This window comes from Streptomyces sp. NPDC054956 (genome assembly GCF_053609185.1).
Genome location: NZ_JBSGXB010000039.1, coordinates 15,351 through 37,585, shown reverse-complemented (window position 1 = coordinate 37,585; position 22,235 = coordinate 15,351). Strand labels below are relative to the sequence as shown.

The 22,235-nt window shown below is 73.5% G+C and carries 21 protein-coding genes and 1 pseudogene; 13 read left to right on the top strand and 9 right to left on the bottom strand.

Features of this window, described 5'->3' with window-relative positions:
- Positions 1 to 126 (bottom strand): annotated as a pseudogene (locus ACWGDE_RS10260) (type ISP restriction/modification enzyme); the annotation flags it as partial.
- 184 nt (positions 127 to 310) lie between these two features.
- Here ACWGDE_RS10260 and ACWGDE_RS10255 point away from each other — a divergent pair.
- Positions 311 to 475 carry a hypothetical protein gene (locus tag ACWGDE_RS10255; protein WP_453388545.1) on the top strand — a complete coding sequence of 55 codons (165 nt, stop codon included), beginning with the start codon at positions 311 to 313 and terminating at the stop codon, positions 473 to 475.
- A gap of 87 nt (positions 476 to 562) precedes the next feature.
- On the opposite strand, the gene ACWGDE_RS10250 is transcribed toward ACWGDE_RS10255, so the two are convergent.
- The 3 genes from ACWGDE_RS10250 to ACWGDE_RS10240 all read right to left on the bottom strand — a co-directional run bounded on the left by ACWGDE_RS10250 (position 563) and on the right by ACWGDE_RS10240 (position 3,379).
- On the bottom strand, positions 563 to 1,312 hold the full coding sequence (locus ACWGDE_RS10250) for a GntR family transcriptional regulator (RefSeq protein ID WP_453388544.1): 750 nt from the start codon (positions 1,310 to 1,312) through the stop codon (positions 563 to 565).
- Positions 1,313 to 1,406: 94 nt separating this feature from the next.
- Positions 1,407 to 2,729 carry a homogentisate 1,2-dioxygenase gene (gene hmgA / locus ACWGDE_RS10245; protein ID WP_453388543.1) on the bottom strand — a complete coding sequence of 441 codons (1,323 nt, stop codon included), beginning with the start codon at positions 2,727 to 2,729 and terminating at the stop codon, positions 1,407 to 1,409.
- An 80-nt stretch (positions 2,730 to 2,809) separates the two neighbouring features.
- Complete coding sequence (locus ACWGDE_RS10240) at positions 2,810 to 3,379, bottom strand: hypothetical protein (RefSeq protein WP_453388542.1); 570 nt, start codon at positions 3,377 to 3,379, stop codon at positions 2,810 to 2,812.
- 218 nt (positions 3,380 to 3,597) lie between these two features.
- Here ACWGDE_RS10240 and ACWGDE_RS10235 point away from each other — a divergent pair, with 218 nt between their 5' ends.
- From ACWGDE_RS10235 to ACWGDE_RS10200, 8 genes are all read left to right on the top strand, one after another.
- The gene (locus ACWGDE_RS10235) at positions 3,598 to 5,766 is read left to right on the top strand and encodes a right-handed parallel beta-helix repeat-containing protein (protein WP_453388541.1); all 2,169 of its coding nucleotides are present in this window, start codon (positions 3,598 to 3,600) and stop codon (positions 5,764 to 5,766) included.
- A complete protein-coding gene (locus tag ACWGDE_RS10230) occupies positions 5,763 to 6,683 on the top strand; it encodes a hypothetical protein (protein ID WP_453388540.1) in 921 nt (306 codons plus the stop codon). The genes ACWGDE_RS10235 and ACWGDE_RS10230 overlap by 4 nt, the downstream gene beginning before the upstream one ends.
- A gap of 119 nt (positions 6,684 to 6,802) precedes the next feature.
- Positions 6,803 to 8,068, top strand: a complete 1,266-nt coding sequence (locus tag ACWGDE_RS10225; RefSeq protein WP_453388548.1) for a hypothetical protein — start codon at positions 6,803 to 6,805, stop codon at positions 8,066 to 8,068.
- Between the two features lie 49 nt (positions 8,069 to 8,117).
- Positions 8,118 to 8,738 (top strand): TetR family transcriptional regulator, encoded by a 621-nt coding sequence (locus ACWGDE_RS10220; RefSeq protein ID WP_453388547.1) that lies wholly within the window; start codon positions 8,118 to 8,120, stop codon positions 8,736 to 8,738.
- A 232-nt stretch (positions 8,739 to 8,970) separates the two neighbouring features.
- A complete protein-coding gene (locus ACWGDE_RS10215; protein ID WP_453388539.1) occupies positions 8,971 to 11,229 on the top strand; it encodes a molybdopterin oxidoreductase family protein in 2,259 nt (752 codons plus the stop codon).
- A 74-nt stretch (positions 11,230 to 11,303) separates the two neighbouring features.
- Positions 11,304 to 12,728 carry a CitMHS family transporter gene (locus ACWGDE_RS10210; RefSeq protein WP_453388538.1) on the top strand — a complete coding sequence of 475 codons (1,425 nt, stop codon included), beginning with the start codon at positions 11,304 to 11,306 and terminating at the stop codon, positions 12,726 to 12,728.
- 98 nt (positions 12,729 to 12,826) lie between these two features.
- Positions 12,827 to 14,239 (top strand): aldehyde dehydrogenase family protein, encoded by a 1,413-nt coding sequence (locus tag ACWGDE_RS10205; RefSeq protein ID WP_453388537.1) that lies wholly within the window; start codon positions 12,827 to 12,829, stop codon positions 14,237 to 14,239.
- Between the two features lie 80 nt (positions 14,240 to 14,319).
- Complete coding sequence (locus ACWGDE_RS10200; RefSeq protein WP_453388536.1) at positions 14,320 to 15,399, top strand: Zn-dependent alcohol dehydrogenase; 1,080 nt, start codon at positions 14,320 to 14,322, stop codon at positions 15,397 to 15,399.
- On the opposite strand, the gene ACWGDE_RS10195 is transcribed toward ACWGDE_RS10200, so the two are convergent.
- Positions 15,396 to 16,775: a HEAT repeat domain-containing protein gene (locus tag ACWGDE_RS10195; RefSeq protein WP_453388535.1), complete on the bottom strand. Its 1,380-nt coding sequence runs from the start codon at positions 16,773 to 16,775 to the stop codon at positions 15,396 to 15,398. The two genes, ACWGDE_RS10200 and ACWGDE_RS10195, sit on opposite strands and share 4 nt — an antisense overlap.
- On the bottom strand, positions 16,772 to 17,512 hold the full coding sequence (locus ACWGDE_RS10190) for a TetR/AcrR family transcriptional regulator (protein ID WP_453388534.1): 741 nt from the start codon (positions 17,510 to 17,512) through the stop codon (positions 16,772 to 16,774). The genes ACWGDE_RS10195 and ACWGDE_RS10190 overlap by 4 nt, the downstream gene beginning before the upstream one ends.
- Before the next feature lie 67 nt (positions 17,513 to 17,579).
- Between ACWGDE_RS10190 and ACWGDE_RS10185 the strand changes: the two genes are divergently transcribed.
- The 3 genes from ACWGDE_RS10185 to ACWGDE_RS10175 all read left to right on the top strand — a co-directional run bounded on the left by ACWGDE_RS10185 (position 17,580) and on the right by ACWGDE_RS10175 (position 19,877).
- Positions 17,580 to 18,731: an acyl-CoA dehydrogenase family protein gene (locus ACWGDE_RS10185; protein ID WP_453388533.1), complete on the top strand. Its 1,152-nt coding sequence runs from the start codon at positions 17,580 to 17,582 to the stop codon at positions 18,729 to 18,731.
- 94 nt (positions 18,732 to 18,825) lie between these two features.
- Entirely contained in the window at positions 18,826 to 19,113 is a 288-nt protein-coding gene (locus tag ACWGDE_RS10180; protein ID WP_453388532.1) for a YiaA/YiaB family inner membrane protein, read from the top strand.
- A gap of 113 nt (positions 19,114 to 19,226) precedes the next feature.
- Positions 19,227 to 19,877 carry a TetR/AcrR family transcriptional regulator gene (locus ACWGDE_RS10175; protein WP_453388531.1) on the top strand — a complete coding sequence of 217 codons (651 nt, stop codon included), beginning with the start codon at positions 19,227 to 19,229 and terminating at the stop codon, positions 19,875 to 19,877.
- Here ACWGDE_RS10175 and ACWGDE_RS10170 read toward each other — a convergent pair.
- On the bottom strand, positions 19,868 to 20,329 hold the full coding sequence (locus ACWGDE_RS10170; RefSeq protein WP_453388530.1) for a MaoC family dehydratase: 462 nt from the start codon (positions 20,327 to 20,329) through the stop codon (positions 19,868 to 19,870). The two genes, ACWGDE_RS10175 and ACWGDE_RS10170, sit on opposite strands and share 10 nt — an antisense overlap.
- Before the next feature lie 118 nt (positions 20,330 to 20,447).
- Here ACWGDE_RS10170 and soxR point away from each other — a divergent pair, with 118 nt between their 5' ends.
- Positions 20,448 to 20,891, top strand: a complete 444-nt coding sequence (gene soxR / locus ACWGDE_RS10165; protein ID WP_453388529.1) for a redox-sensitive transcriptional activator SoxR — start codon at positions 20,448 to 20,450, stop codon at positions 20,889 to 20,891.
- Here the strand turns inward: soxR and ACWGDE_RS10160 are convergent.
- Together ACWGDE_RS10160 and ACWGDE_RS10155 are read right to left on the bottom strand one after the other, a co-directional pair.
- Entirely contained in the window at positions 20,872 to 21,612 is a 741-nt protein-coding gene (locus ACWGDE_RS10160; RefSeq protein ID WP_453388528.1) for a 3-keto-5-aminohexanoate cleavage protein, read from the bottom strand. The genes soxR and ACWGDE_RS10160 overlap by 20 nt on opposite strands.
- Entirely contained in the window at positions 21,609 to 22,196 is a 588-nt protein-coding gene (locus tag ACWGDE_RS10155) for a hypothetical protein (protein WP_453388527.1), read from the bottom strand. The genes ACWGDE_RS10160 and ACWGDE_RS10155 overlap by 4 nt, the downstream gene beginning before the upstream one ends.
- Between the last annotated feature and the right edge of the window lie 39 nt (positions 22,197 to 22,235).

Sequence of the window (22,235 nt, the reverse complement as noted above, 5' to 3'; positions counted from 1 at the left end):
GCACAGCCGCTCCCGCTCGGGGCCCCCGGCGGCCGCCAGGGCCGCCCAGCGGGCCCGCAGGGTCGCCGGGTCGGGGGCCGCCACCCAGGCCCGGCCCAGGCGCAGGGGACTCACGGACCAGGGCATCAGATCGTCCAGCAGCGGTACGTCAGCGCTCACCCGGCCGATGGTAGCGACGCGACCCGGTGGCCGGGCCCCGTCCAGGCCGGAGAGTTAGGCTCCTTATGTACGGATTCGCGCGGATCGGCGTGGTCCGTACGGGGTCCGTCCGTACGGATCCGCACCGGCCCAGGTCACCCGGGAGGCGGTCATGAGCCAGTACGACGAGTACTCGACCCCGTCGCAGGCCGAGGGGGAGCGGCTCGACGAGGACATGGACGAGGCGCAGAAGAAGCAGCGCCACGCGCAGACGATGCGGACCACTCCGTCCCAGGCGGAAGGCGAGCGCGGCCGGGAGGAAGACGAGAAGAAGTAGCCCGCTCCGGGGCGAGGAACAGCCCGCCGCGGTCCCCGCTGCGGTCCCCGGACCGGCCGGGCGCAGGTCCGCGGCGCGGCCGGGCGGTCAGTGGGCGTCGACCGTCACCGTGAAGGAGAAGCGGTCTCCGCGGTAGCGGATGCGCGCCACGTCGACCACCCGGCCGCTCTTGTCGTACGTCACGCCCGTGTAGTGCAGGATCGGGCTCAGCAGCGGCACTTGGAGCAGTTCGGCCGTGGCCGGGTCCGCGAGGCGCGCCTCCACGGTGTCGGTGATCCGGCCGATGTCGACCTTCACGATGTCGCGCAGCACCTTCGTCATCGGCCAACGCTCCAGATCCGCGAGGTCGATGGCCTCCGCCAGCTCCGGACGCACCGCGTTCTCCGCCCAGTTGGTCGGCTCGCCGCTCTCGCTGTCGTGGCGCAGCCTGCGGTACGTGACCACCTCGGGCGTGTCCGGGAAGTGCTCCAGCAGCTCCCCGGACACGGCCGTCCGCTCGTGGCCGAGGATCGTCGTGCGGTCGCCCGACTGCTGCGCCACGATCGCGTCGACCGAGCCCAGCAGCTGCACCGGGGCCCCGCGCATCGCCGCCGGCTCGATGAAGGTCCCGCGCCGCCGGTGGCGGCTGATGAGCCCCTCGGCCTCCAGCTCCTTGAGCGCCTGCCGCATGGTCAGCACGCTCACCCCGTAGTGCTCGGCCAGCCGCTCCTCGGTGGGCAGGCGCAGCGAGGCGTCCGCCGTGCGCCCGAGTATCGAGGCGCGCAGCGACTGGGAGACCTGGTACCAGAGCGGCAGCTTCCGGTTCAGTACCAGCGAGTCGGGGGCGAAGGGGGTCACGGCTGGTTCTCCGTAGGACGGGCGGGCGGGGCGCCGCGGCCGGGGCGGCGGGGCGGCGCCACGCTTCGTGCTGCTGCGGTGATACTAGGACGGCCTAGGCGCGGAAGTGGCGTTCGAGGCCCTGCCAGACGTCGTCGTATCCGCTCTGCAGGTGCTCGGCGCCGGCCGCCTGGGCGGTGGCCGTGATGGGCCAGCGGGTCTCGAACATGAAGGCCAGGCCGTCGTCGATCTTCTGCGGCTTCAGCTCGGCGGCGGACGCCCGGTCGAAGGTCTCCCGGTCGGGGCCGTGCGCGGACATCATGTTGTGCAGGGAGCCGCCCCCGGGGAGGAAGCCCTCCGCCTTGGCGTCGTAGGCGCCCTCGATGAGGCCCATGTACTCGCTCATCACGTTCCGGTGGAAGTACGGCGGGCGGAAGGTGTCCTCGCCGACCAGCCAGCGCGGGGCGAAGACCACGAAGTCCACGCCCGCGAGGCCCGGGGTGTCGGAGGGCGAGGTCAGCACGGTGAAGATCGACGGGTCCGGGTGGTCGTAGCTGATCGAACCCAGCACGTTGAAGCGGCGCATGTCGTAGACGTACGGGACGTGCGTGCCGTGCCAGGCGACCACGTCGAGCGGCGAGTGGTCGTAGGTCGCCGTCCAGAGGTTCCCGCAGAACTTGTTGACCACCTCGGTCGGGCGCTCGCTGTCCTCGTACGCGGCCACGGGCGCCTGGAAGTCGCGCGCGGCGGCCAGGCCGTTGGCGCCGATCGGGCCGAGGTCGGGCAGCTCGAAGGGGCGGCCGTAGTTCTCGCAGACGTAGCCGCGGGCGGTCTCGTCCTGCAGCTCGACGCGGAAGCGGACTCCGCGCGGGATCAGGGCCACGTCGCCCGGGCCGGCGCTGAGCAGGCCGAACTCGGTGCGCAGCAGCAGGGCGCCGCGCTCGGGGACGATCAGCAGCTCGCCGTCGGAGTCGCTGAACACCCGTTCGGTCATGGGGGAGTTGGCGGAGTAGAGGTGGATGGCCATGCCGGATCGCTGGGCGGCGTCGCCGTTGCCGCCGAGGGTCCAGAGGCCGTCCAGGAAGTCGGTGCCGGGCGCCGGGTCGGGCAGCGGGTTCCAGCGCAGCCGGTTCGGGTCCGCCGGAACCTCGGTGAAGGGCGCGGTGCGCAGGGCGCCGTTGTCCGTCCGGGTGAAGGGCGGGTGCGCGGCCGAGGGGCGGATCCGGTAGAGCCAGGAGCGGCGGTTGTGCTTGCGGGGCTCGGTGAACGCGCTGCCGCTGAGCTGCTCCGCGTAGAGCCCGAGGGGGGAGCGCTGCGGTGAGTTGCGGCCGATCGGGAGCGCGCCGGGCACCGCCTCCGAGCTGTGCTCGTTGCCGAAGCCGGTGAGGTAGTCCAGCGCCTCCGCCGTCTTCCTGGCCTGCTCGCTGCCGCCACTCATCGCACGCTCCCGCTCTGCCGAAGGAATCCTATGCCTGACAGTAGGATTCCAATCCCGTCGCGTCAACGGGAGGATTCCGGTCAGTCGGCCGATGCGCCTTCGAAGCGGGCGGCGGGTACGGGGTGGGCTGGGGCGGGAGACGCGGTGCGGGAGGCGGCCGTCCGGCGCCGGTGGTAGGCGATCGCCGTGGCCGCCAGCAGCGGGGCCCAGGCGAGCAGCGGGAGGTAGCAGGCGACGAGGAGCGCCAGCTGGGCCGGCGTCTCCGTGACGGAGTCGGTGGCCAGGTGCGCGGCCTGGACGTATCCGACCCAGCCGTACAGGCCGAAGAGCGCGGCCGCGCCCAGCAGTGCCGGGACCACCGCGGCGAGAGGGCGTACCGGACGGCCGCCGAGCAGGGGGATCCAGCGCGGCACGGTTTCGCCCCACGGCCTGACCAGGCCGAGCGTGAGCAGGGCGAGGGCTTCGGACACCACGGTCAGGGAGAGCACGTACAGCGTCAGGCCGACGCCGGTGACCGGCTGTGCGGCCACCGGGAGCCCGGCGACCAGGGCGATCCGCCACAGCCCCGAAGGCAGGGTGACCAGGGGGACGGCATGGGCGGCGAGCGCGGCCCAGCGCGGTACGTCGGGCAATGCGTTGATTCTCGGCATGGCGCCCATGCTGTCCGGGGCGGGAGCGCCCCCGCGTCGGCCTGCGGGCCCGGCCGCCTCCCCCGCGCGGGGGAGGCGCGCACCCGGCCCGTAAGCCGCAGGCAGGGCCTCCCGCCGGGATGCCCGCGGGGTGCGCCGGGTTACGACTCGGCCTCCCCGGCGGTCGAATCGTGCGGGAGGGGATCCAAAAAGATGAACATTGCTCTACTCTCACGCGCATGTCGTGGACCCGCAGGTTCCCTGCCGTGCCGGCGGCGCTCCTCGCCGCCCTCCTAGCCCTCCTGTCCCTCCTCGTCGCCGCACCCCCCGCGCGTGCGCACGAGGAGCGCCCCGTCGAGCTTCCCGACGGCACCGGCTCCGTTCCCCAGTACCGCGCCGGAGAGCCGGACCTGATCGTCTGCAAGACCGACAGGCCCGCCTTCGAACGCCGGATATCCGCCTTCCCCGACGCCCTCAAGCAGCGCAACCTCGCCCTCTTCGAGCGCTGCGAGAAGAACGGCTACCGCCACCTCCAGGAAGCCGTCGACGCCGTGGACCACCCCGGCATGAACATCGCGATCCTCCCCGGCCTCTACGAGGAGGAGCCCTCGCTCCCCAAGCCGACGGGGGAGTGCGCCTCGCTCACCGCGCCCAACTCCTCGCTCGGCTACCAGATCCTGACCTACGAGCAGCAGACCGCCTGCCGCCACAACCAGAACCTCGTCGCGATCCTCGGCAAGACGAACCTCCAGATCGAAGGCACCGGAGCCACTCGGCAGGACGTCGTCATCGACGCCAAGTACCAGAAGCTGAACGCGATCCGCGCCGACAAGTCCAACGGGATCTACTTCCGCAACTTCACCGCGCAGCGCACCACCTTCAACTCGCTGTACGTGCTGGCCGGCGACGGCTTCGTCATCGACGACGTCCTGACCCGCTGGAACGACGAGTACGGCTTCCTGACCTTCGCCAGCGACCACGGGCTGTACAAGAACTGCGAGTCGTACGGCAACGGCGACTCCGGCATCTACCCCGGCAGCGCCTCGAACATCAACGACGGCCGCGGCTACGACGTCCCCCGCTACTCCATCGAGATCACCGGCTGCCGCAGCCACCACAACATGGTCGGCTACTCCGGCACGGCGGGCGACTCGGTGTGGGTGCACGACAACGAGTTCGACCAGAACATGGGCGGCGCCTCGATGGACAGCGCCTTCCCCGGCCACCCCGGACTCCCACAGAACCACGCCAAGTTCGAGCGCAACCTGATCCACGACAACAACGCCGACTACTACCACCACGTGGCCGACGGCACCTGCGCGAAGCCGCCGGTCGAGCGCGGCTACGAACAGGGCGTGGTCTGCCCGCAGATCTCCATGCCCCCGGGCACCGGCATCATCACCGCGGGCGGCAACTGGAACGTCTACGAGAACAACTGGGTGTACGGGCACCAGCGCGCGGGCTTCTTCCTCTCGGCCGTGCCCGCCTTCATCCGGGGCGAGGAGAAGCTGTCCAAGCAGGCGGACACCTCGCACCACAACCGCTACGCCGCCAACGTCCTGGGCAAGGACAAGTCCGGCGCCTCCCGCCCCAACGGCATGGACGTCTGGTGGGACGGCCAAGGCTGGGGCAACTGCTGGCAGTCCGGCCCCGACGGCTCCACCCCGGGCACCCTCCCGCAGTGCGGGGAGCGCCGTGGCGCGGTCTCCGGCGGCTCCGCCCGCCTGGCCGGCGAACCGGTGAAGCTGGCCCAGCTCCTCGTCTGCGCCGACTACAACGTCCAGGCGCGCAAGCTCCCGGCCGGCTGCGACTGGTACGGGGCCCGCGGCCTCCAGCGGGTGGAGACCCAGATCGCCCTGGCCGTCGCGGCGGTCCTGCTCCTGGTCGGCGGCCTCCTGTGGTGGCGCCGGCTGAGGACCTCCCGGCTGGGCACGGCGGCCACCCTGCTCGGCCTCGCGGGCCTGGCCCTGGACGTGGCGGGCTCCACCATGGACCTGGTCGCCGGCTTCGTCCCCGCCCTGGCGCTGCTCTGCCTCGGCCTGTGGTGGACGGGCATCGGCGTCGCGCTGCGCCCCACCCGCCCGTGGCTGGCCCGCCTGACCCTGCTCCTGGGCGCGCTCACCCTCCTCGACGCCTTCGACAAGGCCGTCTTGATGATCCCCTGGATCCCCCTCAGCCCCGCCTGGATACGGGCGCTGGTCGCCGTGGTGTGGACCCTGTGGGCCGTCATCGCCGCAGCCCGCCCCGGCGGCACCCCGGCCACCCCGTCGACCCCCGGCAACCCCCCGACCGGCGACCGAGTCCCCGTCCCGGCGGGCCCGGGCCCGGCCCTGAGCGCGGAGGCCGGTGCCGAGCCCGGGACCGGGGCTGCGGCGGAGCCCGGTGCGGGCGAGGGGGACGCGCGGTGAGTGATCGATCCGCGAGCCGGGTCCGGTGCGAGGCGTGCGGTACGCCGCCGAGCCGGACCCGGCGGGCCGGCCGCGCCGCCGCACTCCTGGCCCTCGCGCTGCTCCTGGCCGGCGGCGCGACCACGGGCTGCGGCGGGCGGGCCACCACCCACCACAAGCCCGGCACCAGCCACGAGCAGGCCTCCGGCGACGTCGGCACCCTGCTCGCCGCCGAGGACGGCGCCGGCCACCGGCTCCGCGAGGTCCCGGCCGAGGGCGCGCCGGAGGTCCAGCTCACCGCCCGGCCGGACTCCGAGGACGGCTGGAACCTCCAACTGGCGGTGAAGAACTTCCACTTCACCCCCGACAGCACCGGCGGCGCCGCCCTCCCGGGCGCGGGCCACGCGCACCTGGAGCTGGACGGCCGCAAACTGGCCCGCCTGTACGGCCCTTGGTTCCACCTGCCCGCCGCGCAGGTGCCCGAGGGCGCGCACACCCTGACCGTCCGCCTCTACGCGGACGACCACACCGCCTGGGCCGTCGCGGGCAAGCCGGTCGAGGGCACGCTCCAGCTCACTGCCACCGCCGGCCAGACCGGTCACGGCCACACCGCGCCTCCGCCCGCGCCGTCGGCCTCGGCCCCGGCCCCGCCTCCGTCCCCGGAGACCCCGCAGGCCGACCGCACGGTCACCGTCACCGTCCGGGACGGCAAGGTCAGCCCCGCCCCCGGCCGGGTCGAGGTGGCGCGCGGTGAACGCGTGGCCCTGCGCGTCACCAGCGATCGCGCGGACACCCTGCACGTCCACGGATTCGACAAGGAACTCGCCCTGCCGGCAGGCCAGGAGGCCACCCTGATCCTGACGGCCGACCGAACGGGCCTCTTCGAGGTCGAGACCCACGAGTCCCGCCTCGTCCTGACCCAGCTCCTCGTCCGGTGAAGCACCCGATCCCGGCCTGGCCGGCCGACCCGTCGTTCGTGCCGGGCGCAGCCCCGTACGCGGTGCCCGGCGGCGGGCCCGGCCGGGGCGCGGTCCCACACCCGGCCGATCCGCTCACCCTGCTCGCGCACGGGATCGGCTCCCAGCACGACCTGCCCATCTCTCCCTTCTACGCGTTCGCCGGCGCCTTCACCGCGCTCTTCGTCTCCTTCCTCGCACTCGGCCTCCTCTGGTCCACCTCCCGCTTCCGCGGCGACCGCTCCGGCATCGCCCTGCCCGCCGGGCTCCAGCGGGTGGCCGACGCGCCGGCCACCCGCACCGCCCTGCGCGGTCTGGGCCTCGCCGCCGCGCTCACCGTGCTCCTGCACCTCCTCCTCGGTCCCGACGACCCCGCCCGCAACCCCGCTCCCGGAGCCGTCTACGTACTCCTCTGGGTCGGCCTCGTGCCCGCCTCCCTCCTCCTCGGTCCCGTCTGGCGCCTGCTCAACCCGCTCCGCGCCCTGTACCGCCCGCTCTCCCGGCTCCGCCGCCAGGAGGCCCGCCCGCTCCCCGTCCGGCTCGGGCAGTGGCCCGCCGCGGCCGGACTGTTCGCGTTCACCTGGCTCGAGCTCGTCTCTCCCGATCCCGCTTCCACCACCACCCTCCTGATCGCCCTGGCCGGCTACGCCACCGTCCAGCTCCTGCTCGCCGCCCGCTACGGCGAGCACTGGTTCTCCGACGGAGACGCCTTCGAGGTCTACTCCGCACTCCTGGCCCGGCTCTCCCCCCTCGGCCGCCGCGTCGACGGCCGCCTCGTCCTGCGCAACCCCTTCCACGGACTCGACGCGACGCCCGAGCGGCCCGGACTCGTCGCCACCGTCTGCGTCCTGCTCGGTTCCACCGCCTACGACGGCTTCTCCGACACCCCCTCGTGGATCAATGCGATCCAGACCTCCCCCCTCGGCCGCACCGCCGCGGCCACCCTCGGACTCCTCGGCTCCATCGCCCTCGTCGCCGCCCTCTACGGCCTCTGCGCGGCGGTCACCCGCCTCGTCTGCGGCCCGCACCCCGGCCCGCTGACCGCCTTCGCGCACTCACTCGTACCGATCGCGCTCGGCTATCTCGTCGCCCACTACTTCTCCCTCCTTGTCACCGAAGGACCACGCTCCGTAATCATGGCACTGGGCACTGACAACGCCCCGGAACCCTTGTCCCCACTGGGCCCCGGCGGTCTCGCGGCCCTCCAGGTCATCGCCGTCGTCACCGGCCACGTACTCGGAGTGATCGCCGCGCACGACCGCTCCGTACGCCTCTTCCCGCCCGGGAAGGCCGTCGCAGGGCAGCTGCCGATGTTCGCGCTGATGATCACTTACACGGTCGGCGGCCTCAGCCTGCTGCTGAACTGACGCCGCCGAACCGGTACCGCCGCGGAACCGTGAACCGAGGAGCGGCATGATGGACCCCGTGTCCCCAGCCCACCCCCTGCGCCGCACGCCGATCCAGCAGCGCAGCGCCGACCGGCTCGCCCGGATCCTCGACGCCTGCGCGGAACTCCTCGACGAGACCGGGTACGAGAACCTCAGCACCCGGGCCGTCGCCGTGCGCGCGGGCGTGCCCATCGGCTCGGTCTACCGGTTCTTCGGCAACAAGCGGGCCATGGCCATCGCCCTGGCCCACCGCAACCTCGACCGCTACGGCGACGCCATCGAGGAGCGCCTCGCCGACCTCCCGGCCACCGACTGGAGGCCGGTCGTGGACGTGGTGCTGGACGAGTACCTGGTCATGAAGCGCGAAGTCCCCGGCTTCGCCCTCGTCGACTTCGGGGTGCCCGCACCGCCGCCCGAGGGTCCGGCCTCCGACCCCAACCACCTCGTCGCCGTCCGCCTCACGGAACTCCTCGCCGGCCACCTCGAGCTCACTCCGGACGCCGCTCTGGAGCGGGCCGTCCTGGTCGCGGTCGAGGCCACCGACGCGCTGATCCAGCTCGCCTTCCGCAACGACCCGGCCGGCGACCCCGAGATCGTGGCCGAGACCCGCGCGATGATGCACGCCTACCTCGCCCGCGTCCTGGACTGACGGACCCCCGCGCCGCCGGGACCCCCGCGCCGCCCGGCCCCGCGCCGCGCCGCCTGCCCCCCCGAGCCGCCCCGTCGCCCGGACACCCTTCCCGGCGTCCGCATGCCCTTCGCGCCCTCCCGATGGCGCAGACCCCTCCCCACCGTCCCTACCGGTCGGTATGCTCGGTGCCGCCCGCGCGGCCGCACCGCCCGCGCGCCCCGTGCCGCAGCCTGCCGCCCCTGGAGGGCCCATGCCCCGCACCGCCCTGCGCATCTGCCCCCTCTGCGAAGCCACTTGCGGCCTCACCCTCACCATCGAAGGCACCACGGTCACCGGCGCCCGCGGCGACCGCGACGACGTGTTCAGCCGCGGCTTCATCTGCCCCAAGGGCGCCGCCTTCGGAGCCCTCGACTCCGATCCCGACCGGCTGCGGAGCCCCCTCGTCCGGCGGGACGGACAGCTCCGGGAGGCCACCTGGGAGGAGGCCTTCGACGCCATCGCCGCCGCCGTCCCCGCCCTCGTGCGGGAGTACGGGGCCCAGTCGGTCGGTGTCGTGCTCGGCAACCCGAACACCCACACCATGGCCGGCCACCTCTACCCGCCGCTGCTCCTCAAGGCGCTGGGCACGCGCAACCTCTTCACCGCCAGCACCCTCGACCAGATGCCCAAGCACGTCTCCAGCGGACTGCTCTTCGGCGACCCCTTCGCCATCCCGGTGCCCGACCTCGACCGCACCGACTTCCTGCTCCTCCTGGGGGCCAACCCGGTCGAATCCAACGGCTCCCTGTGCACCGCCCCCGACTTCCCCGGCCGGCTGAAGGCGCTGCGCGCCCGCGGCGGGACCCTGGTCGTCGTCGACCCCCGCCGCACCCGCACCGCCAAACTCGCCGACCGCCACCTCGCGCCGCGCCCCGGAAGCGACGCACTGCTGCTCGCCGCCCTCGCCCACACCCTGCTCGCCGAGGAGAAGGCCGCGCCGGGCGCACTCGCGGAACTCACCGAGGGAATCGGGGAACTCGCGGAAGCGCTCGTCGGTTTCACTCCCGAGGCCGTCGCACCCGCCTGCGACCTCACGGCCGAAGAGATCCGCGAACTCGCCCGCGACCTCGCGGCCGCGCCGACAGCCGCCGTCTACGGGCGGATCGGCAGCAGCACGACGGAGTACGGCACCCTCACCAGCTGGCTCGTCGACGTGCTGAACGTCCTGACCGGCAATCTGGACCGGCCGGGCGGGGCACTGTTCCCGCTGTCCGCGACCGACCGCGCACCCCGGCCGGCCGGTCCCGGCAAGGGCTTCGGTCTCGGCCGCTGGCACAGCCGGGTCAGCGGCCACCCCGAGGCCAAGGCCGAACTCCCCATGGCCGCCCTGGCGGAGGAGATCGAGACCCCGGGGGAGGGGCGGATCCGCGCCGTCGTCTCCATCGCGGCGAACCCCGTGCTGTCCGCTCCCGACGGCCGGCGCCTCGACGCGGCCCTGGCCGGGCTCGACTTCATGATCAGCGTCGACCCGTACCTGAACGAGACCTCACGCCACGCGCACGTGGTCCTGCCCCCGCCGCCGCCCTCGCAGAGCGCCCACTTCGACTTCTCGTTCAACACCTTCGCCATCCGCAACCAGGTCCGCTACTCGCCGGCCGCCGTCCCGCTCGAAGAGGGCCGCATGGACGAGTGCGAGATCCACGCACGCCTCGTCCTGGCCGTCTCCGGCATGCACGGAGCCGAACCGGCGGCCGTGGACGACCTGGCCATCCGGACAACCCTCGCCAGGGAGAGCGCCGACCCGCGTTCCCCGCTGCACGGGCAGGACCCGGCGCGCCTCGCCGGGCTCCTGGCCGGAGCCGGCGGCCCCGAGCGCCGCCTCGACCTGATGCTCCGCCTCGGCCCGTACGGGGACCGGTTCGGCGCGGAACCCGCCGTGCCCGGGGCCGCCCTCCCGGGCGCCGGACCCGGCCTGGGGCTGGAGCGGCTGCTCGCGCACCCGCACGGCATCGACCTGGGACCGCTGCGGCCCCGGCTCCCGGGGCCGCTCAAGACGCGCAGCGGCAGGATCGAGCTGCTGCCGGACCCGATCGCGGCCGAGCTGCCCAGGCTGCGCGCGTCGCTCGCCGACCGCCCCACCGCCCTGGTGCTCGTGGGCCGCCGCCATCTGCGGTCCAACAACAGCTGGTTGCACAACGTCCCGGCGCTCGTGGGAGGTTCCAACCGCTGCACCCTCCAGGTCCACCCGGACGACGCCGCCCGGCTCGGACTCACCGACGGTGCTCAGGCCCTGGTCACCGCGGACGGCGGCAGTCTGGAGGTCCCGGTCGAGGTCACCGACGCGGTCCGCGCCGGCGTCGTCAGCCTCCCGCACGGCTGGGGCCACGACCGTGCCGGCACCCGCCTCTCGGTGGCCTCGGCCGCCCCGGGGGTCAACGTGAACCAGCTCCTCGACGGCACCCTGCTCGATCCGCTCTCCGGAACGTCCGTGCTCAACGGTTTCCCCGTCGAACTGACACCCATCCCCTGAGCTGGGGTTTTGCTCGTATTGCTCACGCCCGGACGTCTTGTTGGCCCCAGGAGGCGGCACCTAGGTTCCCCCACATGCTGACCTTCCTCGGCTTCGCCATGATCGCGACCTTCCTGGTCCTGATCATGCTGAAGAAAATGTCGCCCATCGCGGCGCTCGTCCTCATCCCCGCGCTCTTCTGCGTGTTCGCCGGACAGGGCGCGCAGCTCGGCGGCTACGTCATCGAAGGCGTCGGCAAGCTCGCGCCGACCGCCGCCATGCTGATGTTCGCCATCGTCTACTTCGGCGTGATGATCGACGTCGGCCTCTTCGACCCGATCGTGCGCGGCATCCTGCGCTTCTGCAAGGCCGACCCGATGCGCGTCGTGGTCGGCACGGCGGTCCTCGCCGCCATCGTCTCCCTCGACGGCGACGGCTCGACCACCTTCATGATCACCGTCTCGGCCATGTACCCGCTCTACAAGCGGCTCGGCATGAGCCTGGTGGTGATGACCGGAGTCGCGGCCACCGCCAACGGGGTCATGAACACCCTGCCCTGGGGCGGCCCCACGGCCCGCGCCGCCACCGCCCTCAAGCTGGACGCCGCCGACATCTTCGTCCCGATGATCCCCGCGCTCGCGGCGGGCCTCCTCTTCGTCTTCGTCCTCTCCTACGTCCTCGGCGTCAAGGAGCGCCGCCGCCTCGGGCTGCTGACCCTCCCCGGCGACGCGGAGCCGGCCGAGGAGCTCCTGGTCGCCGCCGGCGGGCCGGCCGGCGGGGGTGCGCGTACTCCGGCCGCCCCGCACGCCGGCTCCGGCCCGTCCACAGCAGGCGCCCCCGGCGAAGACCGCGAGGAAGGCGAAGGCGGCCAGGACGGTTTCCAGGGACTCGACCCGCGCCGCGCGACCCTGCGCCCCCGCCTCTACTGGTTCAACGCGGGCCTCACCGTCGCACTCCTCACCGCCATGATCATGGAGCTGCTCCCCATTCCGGTGCTCTTCCTGCTCGGCGCCGCCCTCGCCCTGACCGTCAACTTCCCCCACATGCCGGACCAGAAGGCCCGCATCGCCGCCCACGCCGACAACGTCCTGAACGTCGCCGGCATGGTCTTCGCCGCCGCCGTGTTCACCGGAGTGCTCACCGGCACCGGCATGGTCAAGCACATGGCCGACTGGCTCGTCGGCGCCGTCCCCGAGGGCATGGGCCCGCACATGGCCCTGGTCACCGGCCTGCTCAGCCTGCCCCTCACCTACTTCATGTCCAACGACGGCTTCTACTTCGGCGTCCTGCCGGTCCTCGCCGAGGCCGGCGCCGCGCACGGCGTCTCCCCGCTCGAGATCGCCCGCGCCTCCCTGGTCGGCCAGGCCCTGCACATGTCGAGCCCGCTGGTTCCGGCCGTCTACGTCCTGGTCGGCATGGCGAAGGTGGAGTTCGGCGACCACACCCGGTTCACCGTGAAATGGGCGGCCCTGACCTCTCTGGTGGTCCTGGGGGCGGGGATGCTTTTCGGCATCATCTGACCCCCTCCGCCCCTGGCGCCCACAAAACTACCGGCGCTAGTTTGTAGGGTGTTGGGGACGTCAGGTCTACGCGCTCGTGCGTGCTCGGGAGGAATGCCATGAAGGCCCACGACGGTATGTACATCGGCGGCGAGTGGCGGGCCGCCCTCGGCGGCGACCGCATAGAGGTCCTCAACCCCGCCGACGAGCAGCCCATCGCCTCGGTCCCGGCCGGTACGGCCGAGGACGTGGACGCGGCCGTACGCGCGGCCCGCGCGGCCTTCCCGGCCTGGGCGGCCACGCCCCCGGCCGAGCGGGCCGCCCTCATCGGCGCCCTGCGCGACGTGCTGATCGCCCGCAAGGGCGAGCTGGCCGAGACCATCACCGCCGAGCTGGGGTCGCCCCTGGGCTTCTCGGAGGCGGTCCACGTCGGGGCGCCGATCGCGGTGGCCTCCTCGTACGCCGAGCTCGGGGCCTCGTACGCCTTCGAGGAGCGGCTCGGGAACTCGACCGTGCTGATGGAGCCGGTCGGCGTGGTCGGGGCCATCACGCCCTGGAACTACCCGCTGCACCAGATCGTTGCCAAGGTGGCGCCCGCTCTCGCCGCCGGCTGCACCCTCGTCCTCAAGCCGGCCGAGGACACCCCGCTGACCGCACAGCTCTTCGCCCAAGCCGTGCACGAGGCGGGCATCCCGGCCGGAGTCTTCAACCTGGTGACCGGCACCGGCCCGGTCGCCGGCCAGGCCCTGGCCGCGCACGAAGGGGTCGACCTGGTCTCCTTCACCGGCTCCACCGCCGTCGGGAAGCAGATCGGCGCCACCGCCGGCGCCGCGATCAAGCGCGTCGCCCTCGAACTGGGCGGCAAATCGGCCAATGTCATCCTGCCCGGCGCCGACCTCGCCAAGGCCGTCGCGGCGGGCGTCGCGAACGTGATGGGCAACTCCGGGCAGAGCTGCAACGCGCTCAGCCGCATGCTCGTCCACCGGGACCAGTACGAGGAGGCGGTCGCGCTCGCGGCCGCCGCCGCCGGCAAGTACGCGGCGGGCGACCCCCTCGACCCGGGCACCCGCCTCGGCCCGGTCGTCAACGCCAAGCAGCGCGACCGCGTGCGCGCCTTCATCGTCAAGGGCGTCGAGGAGGGCGCGCGCCTGGTCGCGGGCGGTCCCGAGGCGCCCCGGGAGCAGGGGTTCTACATCGCCCCGACGGTGTTCGCCGACGTCACCCCCGGGATGACCATCGAGCAGGAGGAGATCTTCGGCCCGGTGGTGTCGATCCTCTCCTACGAGGACGAGGAGGACGCCGTGCGCATCGCCAACGGCACCGTCTACGGCCTCGGCGGGGCCGTGTGGGCCGAGGACGCGGAGACCGCGGCCGCCTTCGCCCGCCGCATGGACACCGGCCAGGTGGACATCAACGGCGGTCGCTTCAACGTGCTCGCACCCTTCGGCGGCTACAAGCAGTCGGGCGTGGGCCGCGAGCTGGGCCCGCACGGTCTGGGGGAGTACCTCCAGACCAAGTCCCTGCAGTTCTGAGCCCGGTCGTCCCCGAAGCCGACCCCGCCCGGCCCCCGCACACCCCCGCCCACCCCTGACCCCGAGAGACGGAAACGCCCATGGTCCGCGCCGCCATCCTGCCCGCCGTCGGAGCACCCCTGGAGATACGGGACATCGTGCTGCCCGAGCCCGGCCCCGGGCAGGTCCGGGTGCGGCTCGCCGCGGCCGGGGTCTGCCACTCCGACCTCTCCCTCACCAACGGCACCATGCGGGTCCCCGTCCCCGCCGTCCTCGGCCACGAGGGCGCGGGCACGGTCCTCGCCGTCGGGGAAGGGGTCACCCACGTCGCGCCCGGCGACGGGGTGGTGCTCAACTGGGCCCCGTCCTGCGGGCAGTGCCACCACTGCTCGATCGGCGAGGTCTGGCTCTGCGCCAAGGCCCTCGCCGGGGTCGGGAACGTCTACGCGCACGACGCCCGGGGAACCGAGCTGCACCCCGGGCTGAACGTGGCCGCCTTCGCCGAGGAGACGGTCGTCGCGGCCGACTGCGTGCTGCCCGCCCCCGCCGGCATCCCGCTCACCGAGGCCGCGCTGCTCGGCTGCGCGGTCCTGACCGGCTACGGAGCCGTCCACCACAGCGCCCAGGTCCGCCCGGGCGAATCGGTGGCCGTCTTCGGGGTCGGCGGCGTGGGTCTCGCCGCCCTCCAGTCGGCGCGCATCGCCATGGCCGGCCCGATCGTGGCCGTGGACGTCTCCCCGGCCAAGGAGGAACTGGCCCGGGCGGCGGGGGCCACGGAGTTCGTGCTCGCCTCCGAGACCACGGCCAAGGACATCCGCGCGCTGACCGGCGGCCACGGCGCGGACGTCGCCATCGAGTGCGTCGGCCGGGCGGAGACCATCCGCGGCGCCTGGGACTCCACCCGCCGGGGCGGCCGTACGACGGTCGTCGGCATCGGCGGCAAGGAGCAGCAGGTCACCTTCCACGCCCTGGAGATCTTCCACTACGCGCGCACCCTCACGGGCTGCGTGTACGGCAACAGCGACCCCGCGCGCGACCTCCCGGTCATCGCCGCCCACGTCCGCGCGGGCCGCCTCGACCTCGGCGCCCTCGTCACCGACCGCATCACCCTCGACGGCATCCCGGCCGCCTTCGACGCGATGCTCGCGGGCAAGGGCGGCCGCTCGCTCGTCGTCTTCTAGGACCCGTCCGCCCGGACCGGATCCCGGTCCGGGCCCGGGCCCGGGTTCCCGTCCCCGTGATCGTCCGCGTCCGGGCCCGCGTCCCGTTCGCGCGCCCGCCGTTCCAGGTGCACGAAGGCGTCGGCGAAATCCCCGTACCTGCGGGTCTCCTCGTCCTGTCCCTCGGTGAGCCGCGGGATCGCAGCCTCGCCGCGCGGGTCGTCGAGCAGGACGAGCGTGCGCGCGGCACAGACCGGGACCCACGGGTCCGGGTCGGCCAGCAGGGCGGCCAGTGCGTCCCGTACCCCGGCGGAACGGTCCCCCAGCGCGCGCAGGGAATTGCAGGCGTGGCCGCGCACCGCCGCGTCGGGGTCCCGCAGGTACGCCAGCAGGACCGAACGGATCCCGGCGGCCTCGGCCCCGGACGGATCGGTCAGATGCATCCCCTTGGCCACCTGGCGCCGTACTCCCGCGAACGGGTGCCCGTGGTGGGGCAGCAGGACCTCGAAGGCCGCCCGGTCGGCCTCCGGCGGCGCGGCTTCGAACAGCCCGTCCAGCACCGCCTCGAGCACCTCGGGATGGCGCTCCCCGGCCGCCCACTCCAGGAACAGCTCGGTGGCCTCGAGGGCGAAGCACCCGGGCCCGTACACGCAGTGGGCCACGAGGCCGTCGCCGCAGTTGTCGAAGAAGGCCGTCGACCTCAGCACGCCGGCCGCGAAGTGCCGTACGGCTGCCCGCGGATGGCCGCGCAGCGCGACAGCCGCCTCCCAGGTCTCCCGGTCTCCCCGGGAACCCAGGGCCAGGGAGACCGCGCCGTGCACCACGTGGTCGAGGTCGGGCTCCGCCTCCGCCCGCGCCAGCAGCTCCTCGAACGGCGTCCGGATCTTCTGCCGCCACTCCAGCAGCGTCAGGATCGCGGCGTGCCCGGTGCGCACCCGTGCGCCGCCCAGCCGCAGCAGGCCGGTGGAGGAGTACGAGTTTTCCGCGACGCGCACGAGCTCCGCCGGGCCCGTGGCTCCCGTCCGGCGGCGCAGCTCGTTCTCCGCGCCCGTCTCGTGCCAGTGCCGGGCGAGTTCGATCGCGGTGAGACCCTCCGGGGTGGTGTCCTCCAGGGGAGCGCCGAGGATGAAGAGCTCGTCCACCACCTCGTAGGACCCCGCGTCGACCGCGCGCAGCAGCGGGGTCCATCCGTCGGGTGCCCGGCGCCCGAGCTCGGTGACCTGCCGGACGAGGCGCGCCGCCGTTGCCGCCAGACCTTCGGCGGCGACGACGTCCAGGAGGGACAGGCCGTCCGCGTCCACGGTGTCGGGGTCCGCTCCGGCGTCCAGCAGGGCCAGCACCCGCTCGGCGTCGCCCGCCCTGGCCGCCGCGATGACCTCGGGGTCGCCGTTCGTCAAGCCGTCTCCTCCGCAACCGGTTCCTTCGGTCCCACCGCGGTGCCCAACGCCTCGTACTGGATGGCCAGTCCGTCCAGCAGGGCCGTCAGGCCCGTCTCGAAGGCCCCTTCGTCCACCTCGCGCTGCCGCTGCGCCAGCCGGTGGGCCTGGCCGAGGTGCGGGTAGTCCGACGGGTCGTACGCCGTCTCGTCGTCCACGAAACCCCGCGCGAACGAGGCCACCGCCGAGCCGAGGATGAAGTACCGCATCAGCGCGCCGATCCGGGTCGCCTGCGCCGGAGGCCAGCCGGCGGCGGTCATCGCGCCGTACACGGCGTCCGCCACCCGCAGTCCGGCCGGCCTGCGGCCCGGGCCGCGCGCCAGTACCGGCACGATGTTCGGATGGTCGGACAGGGCGGCCCGGTACGAGTGCGCCCAGGCGAGCAGGGCGTCCCGCCACTGCGGACCGCCGTCCTCGCCGCCCTCCTCGCCGTCCTCGCCGCCGCCCTCGCGACCGTCCGTGCGACCGCCCACCGCCTCGAACATCGACAAGTCGATCCTCGCGCTCACCGCGTCCGCGACCGCGTCCAGGATCTCGTCCTTCGTGCGGAAGTGGTTGTACAGCGAGGGCCCGCTGACCCCGAGGGCGGCCGCCAGCCGCCGCGTGGAGACGGCCTCCAGCCCCTCGGCGTCCACCAGCGCGCCGGCCGCCTCGATGATGCGGTCTCTGCTGAGGAGGGGCTTGCGCGGTCTGGCCATGCGCCACATAGTAGGGCCTGCCCCACATAAACTAGCAGTGCTAATTAACCCCGCCCGGAGGTGCCCGGTGAATCTGGAGCTCAGCGAGGAGCAGTCCGCCGTACGTGATCTCGCCCGCGCGTTCACCGAGCGCGAGATCGCCCCGTACGCCGCCGCGTGGGACCGTGCCGAGAGCGTGGACCGGGCCATCGTGAAGAAGCTCGGCTCCGTCGGCTTCCTCGGCCTGACCGTCCCCGAGGAGTACGGCGGCTCCGGCGGCGACCACCTCTCCTACGTCCTGGTCACCGAGGAGCTCGGCCGCGGCGACTCCGCCGTGCGCGGCATCGTCTCCGTCTCCCTCGGGCTGGTCGCCAAGACCGTCGCCGCCTGGGGGACCGAGGAGCAGAAGCGGGCCTGGCTGCCCCGCCTGTGTTCCGGCGAGGCGCTCGGCTGCTTCGGGCTCACCGAGCCCGGCACCGGCTCCGACGCCGCCGGCCTCACCACCCGCGCCACCCGCGAGGGGGACGCGTACGTCGTCAGTGGCAGCAAGATGTTCATCACCAACGGCACGTGGGCCGATGTGGTGCTCCTCTTCGCCCGGACCAACGACGACCCCGGACACCGCGGCATCTCCGCCTTCCTCGTCCCCACGGACTCCCCGGGCCTGGCCCGCCGCGAGATCCACGGCAAGCTCGGCCTGCGCGGCCAGGCCACCGCCGAACTCTCCCTGGACGGCGTGCGCGTACCCGCCTCCGCGATGCTGGGCCCCGAGGGCAAGGGCTTCTCCGTGGCCATGTCGGCCCTGGCCAAGGGCCGGATGTCGGTCGCCGCGGGCTGTGTCGGCATCGCGCAGGCGGCGCTGGAGGCGGCCGTCTCCTACGCCGCCCAGCGCGAGCAGTTCGGCAAGCCCATCGCCCACCACCAGCTGGTGCAGGAGCTGATCGCCGACATCTCCGTGGACGTGGACGCGGCCCGGCTGCTGACCTGGCGGGTCGCCGATCTCATCGACCGCGGGCGGCCGTTCGCCACCGAGTCCTCCACGGCCAAGCTCTTCGCCTCCGAGGCCGCCGTCCGCGCCGCGAGCAACGCCCTCCAGGTGCACGGCGGTTACGGGTACATCGACGAGTACCCGGCCGGCAAACTGCTGCGCGACGCCCGCGTGATGACCCTCTACGAGGGCACCAGCCAGATCCAGAAGCTGCTCATCGGCCGTGCCCGTACGGGGGTTTCGGCCTTCTGAGCCGTGCGGTCGAGCGCGGCGTCGAACACGCTTGAGTACGTGCGTGAGTACGAGCGCGGATGTGCCGCGGCCCGGCCCGCCCGAAGCTGGACCCATGAACGAGACACCGGTCAAGCAGCAGAACACGGGGGCGTACTACGGCCAGGCCGTCGCCTCCTTCGGCATCGCCATGGCCGCCGTGGCCGTGGGGATCTACAACCTGGAGACCAACGGCTGGGTGCGCGCCTTCCTCGGCATCGCGGTCCTGTACCTGACGACCTCGGCCTTCACCCTCGCCAAGGTGATCCGCGACCGGCAGGAGGTCACGCAGATCGTCACCCGCGTCGACCAGGCGCGCATGGAGAAGATGATGATGGAGTACGACCCCTTCGCGCCGAAGTAGGGCGTCCGAGTGCGGGGAGCCGGGCGCTTGCAGCTAAGCGCTTGCTCACCCTCCGGTAAGCTGTTCCTTCCCACCAGGGCACTACAGGGCAGCGCGAAGAGGGTGAGCCGGCGATGGAGAGCGCGCAGGAGACGGCCGGCGGATACCGGCCGTGGTCGGAGGTCACGCCCGATGCCGCGCGGCGGCTGCTCGTCGCCGCCGTGGAGGCCTTCGCGGAACGCGGGTACCACGCCACCACGACGCGTGACATCGCGGGCCGGGCCGGGATGAGCCCGGCCGCGCTCTACATCCACTACAAGACCAAGGAAGAGCTGCTCCACCGGATCAGCCGGATCGGCCACGACAAGGCCCTGGAGATCCTGGACACCGCGGCCTCCGGCTCCGGCACCGCGGCCGAGCGGCTCAGCGAGGCCGTGCGGTCCTTCGTGCAATGGCACGCGGCGCACCACACCACCGCGCGCGTGGTCCAGTACGAGCTCGATGCTCTCGCTCCGGAGCACCGCTCCGAAATCGTGGCACTGCGCCGGCAGAGCGACGCCGCCGTCCGCCGCATCCTCGCCGAGGGCGTCGAGGCGGGGGAGTTCCACGTCCCCGACGTGCCCGGCACCACCCTCGCCGTCCTCTCGCTGTGCATCGACGTCGCCCGCTGGTTCAGCACCGACGGCCGCCGCACGCCCGACGAGGTCGGCGCGCTCTACGCCGATCTCGTGCTCCGGATGGTGGCGGCCCGCCCCGACGGCTCCGCCGCCACCGCTCAGAAGTAGTAGCGGGACACCGACTCCGCGACGCACACCGGCTTCTCGCCGCCCTCGCGCTCGACCGTGACGGTCGCCGAGACCTGCACGCCGCCGCCCGCCTCCACGACCTCCGTGATCAGCGCGGTCGCGCGCAGCCGTGACCCCACCGGCACCGGCGCGGGGAAGCGCACCTTGTTCACGCCGTAGTTGATGCCCATCTTCATGCCCTCGACCCGCATGATCTGCGGCACCAGGCTCGGCAGCAGGGACAGCGTGAGGTACCCGTGCGCGATGGTGGAGCCGAAGGGCCCGCCCGCCGCACGCTCCGGGTCCACGTGGATCCACTGGTGGTCGCCGGTGGCGTCGGCGAAGAGGTCGATCCGCTTCTGGTCCACCTCCAGCCAGTCGCTGGGGCCGAGCGGCTCGCCGATCCCGGCGGTCAGCTCCTCGGCGGACGTGAAGATCCTCGGCTCGGCCATCCTCGTACCCCTACCTCTCCCTGACGAATAAGCGCTTGCTCAGCATGCTGGGGCCGTATGTATCTGTCAACGACAGGTCGATCAACCGATGTCGGTCCGGCCGACTACCCTCGGCGGTGTGCCGCAGATTCCCGAGAAGGTCCACGAACTCACCGTCGGCCAGCTGTCCGCCCGCAGCGGCGCGGCCGTCTCCGCGCTGCACTTCTACGAGACCAAGGGTCTGATCACCAGCCGCCGCACCTCCGGCAACCAGCGCCGCTACACCCGCGACGCGCTGCGCCGGGTCGCCTTCGTCCGCGCCGCCCAGCGCGTGGGGATTCCGCTCGCCAGCATCCGCGACGCGCTCGCCCAGCTCCCCGAAGGCCGCACCCCCAACCGTGAGGACTGGGCCCGGCTCTCCGAGAGCTGGCGGGCCGAGCTCGACCACCGCATCGCCCAACTCGGCCGGCTGCGCGACCATTTGACCGACTGCATCGGCTGCGGCTGCCTCTCGCTGGAGAACTGCGCCCTCTCCAACCCGGACGACGTCTTCGGTGAACGCCTCACCGGCTCCCGGCTGTAGCCCCGGGGGAGAGGGGGCGGAATCGGCCCGCCGCCGCGACCAGTTCCGCGTTCGACCGCGCCGGCCGCCCGTCCGGCAGCCGCAGCACGTCCCCCACGCCGGTCCGCGCGCCCGTGCCGTACCGCGCGGCCAGCCGCAGCACCGGCCAGGCGGCCGCCTCCCGCCCGAACAGCAGCACCGGTACGGGGGGCAGCCCGCGCAGCGTCCGTACCACCAAGGCCGGGTCGGCGCCGGGCAGTTCGACCGTGAGCCGAACCCGCGCGGGGTCCCGTACCGGCCAGGCCAGGAACCGCTCCAGCGGCCCGGGCGGCCCGCCCGCCGGCACCTCCGCGTCCACCGCGACCCCGCGCTCCAGCAGGGCCTCGGCGAGCTCCCGGGCCCCCGGCTCCGCGAACCGCACCACCGCCCGGTCCGGCAGCACCGTCCAGGACCGCACCCGCGCGAGGCGCCCCGCCGGATCGGGCTCGGCGGCAACGCCGGCCGGCACCGACAGCGGTACCCCCGGCCCCGCGTCCCGCAAGGCCTCCAGCAGCGGTCCCACCACCCGGGGCGAGAGGCTCTCCCGCCCGCACGGGGTCCGCGGATGCGCCAGTACCTCCCCGGCCCCGGCGGCCACCGCCGCCAGCGCCGACTCCACCAGGTCCGCGGGGGACACGGGCACGGCCGCCCCGTCGGCGGCGCCCCGCGAGCCGTTCAGCGACACCACCAGCGGCGGTCTCACGCCGCTCCCGCCAGACCGCTCCCGGCCAGGGCCGAGTCCGCGAGCGCCGGTCTGGGCACCACGATCCCGCAGCCCGCGCACACCGGCCCGTCCCACGCCCACACCGCGGCGGGGGAGGCCGCCTCCGGCCAGTGGAGCTCCCGCGCCCCGCACACCGGGCACGCCGTCCCCGGCTCCGACTCCAGCGCCGTCACCAGCCTCCGCAGCACCTCGCCCAGCGCCCCCTGCGGCCGGACCCCCGGATCGGCGCACCGCACCACCGCGTCGCCGCTGCCGCCCCAGGCCCACTCCGGCCGCCGCAGCCCGTCGTGCTTCTCGCGCCTTCTCCGCGCCGCGAACTGCCGCTCGTACTCCAGCCAGACCGCCCGCGCGTCCTCCAGCTCCTCCAGCGCGGCCACCAGCCGCATGGGGTCCGCCGCCCGGTCCTCGGGGCCGATCCCGTGCCGGTCGCACAGGTGCCACCAGGTCGCGCGGTGCCCGTACGGGGCGAACCGCTCCAGGCAGCGGCGCAGCGAATGGCGCCGCAGGGCTCGGTCGTTGCGCGCGTCGCGCACCTGGTAGGCCAGACTCCGGAATCCTGCCATCACGCTTCCACCTCCGTCGAGCGCCCAGCGCCGAGCGCC

Bases quoted from the DNA above. Each gene is read 5' to 3' on its own strand.
- ACWGDE_RS10255 (WP_453388545.1), top strand. From the start codon at position 311: ATGAGCCAGTACGACGAGTACTCGACCCCGTCGCAGGCCGAGGGGGAG.
- hmgA (WP_453388543.1), bottom strand. From the start codon at position 2,729: ATGAGTGGCGGCAGCGAGCAGGCCAGGAAGACGGCGGAGGCGCTGGAC.
- ACWGDE_RS10240 (WP_453388542.1), bottom strand. From the start codon at position 3,379: ATGCCGAGAATCAACGCATTGCCCGACGTACCGCGCTGGGCCGCGCTC.
- ACWGDE_RS10235 (WP_453388541.1), top strand. From the start codon at position 3,598: ATGTCGTGGACCCGCAGGTTCCCTGCCGTGCCGGCGGCGCTCCTCGCC.
- ACWGDE_RS10220 (WP_453388547.1), top strand. From the start codon at position 8,118: ATGGACCCCGTGTCCCCAGCCCACCCCCTGCGCCGCACGCCGATCCAG.
- ACWGDE_RS10215 (WP_453388539.1), top strand. From the start codon at position 8,971: ATGCCCCGCACCGCCCTGCGCATCTGCCCCCTCTGCGAAGCCACTTGC.
- ACWGDE_RS10210 (WP_453388538.1), top strand. From the start codon at position 11,304: ATGCTGACCTTCCTCGGCTTCGCCATGATCGCGACCTTCCTGGTCCTG.
- ACWGDE_RS10205 (WP_453388537.1), top strand. From the start codon at position 12,827: ATGAAGGCCCACGACGGTATGTACATCGGCGGCGAGTGGCGGGCCGCC.
- ACWGDE_RS10200 (WP_453388536.1), top strand. From the start codon at position 14,320: ATGGTCCGCGCCGCCATCCTGCCCGCCGTCGGAGCACCCCTGGAGATA.
- ACWGDE_RS10190 (WP_453388534.1), bottom strand. From the start codon at position 17,512: ATGGCCAGACCGCGCAAGCCCCTCCTCAGCAGAGACCGCATCATCGAG.
- ACWGDE_RS10180 (WP_453388532.1), top strand. From the start codon at position 18,826: ATGAACGAGACACCGGTCAAGCAGCAGAACACGGGGGCGTACTACGGC.
- ACWGDE_RS10175 (WP_453388531.1), top strand. From the start codon at position 19,227: ATGGAGAGCGCGCAGGAGACGGCCGGCGGATACCGGCCGTGGTCGGAG.
- ACWGDE_RS10170 (WP_453388530.1), bottom strand. From the start codon at position 20,329: ATGGCCGAGCCGAGGATCTTCACGTCCGCCGAGGAGCTGACCGCCGGG.
- ACWGDE_RS10155 (WP_453388527.1), bottom strand. From the start codon at position 22,196: ATGGCAGGATTCCGGAGTCTGGCCTACCAGGTGCGCGACGCGCGCAAC.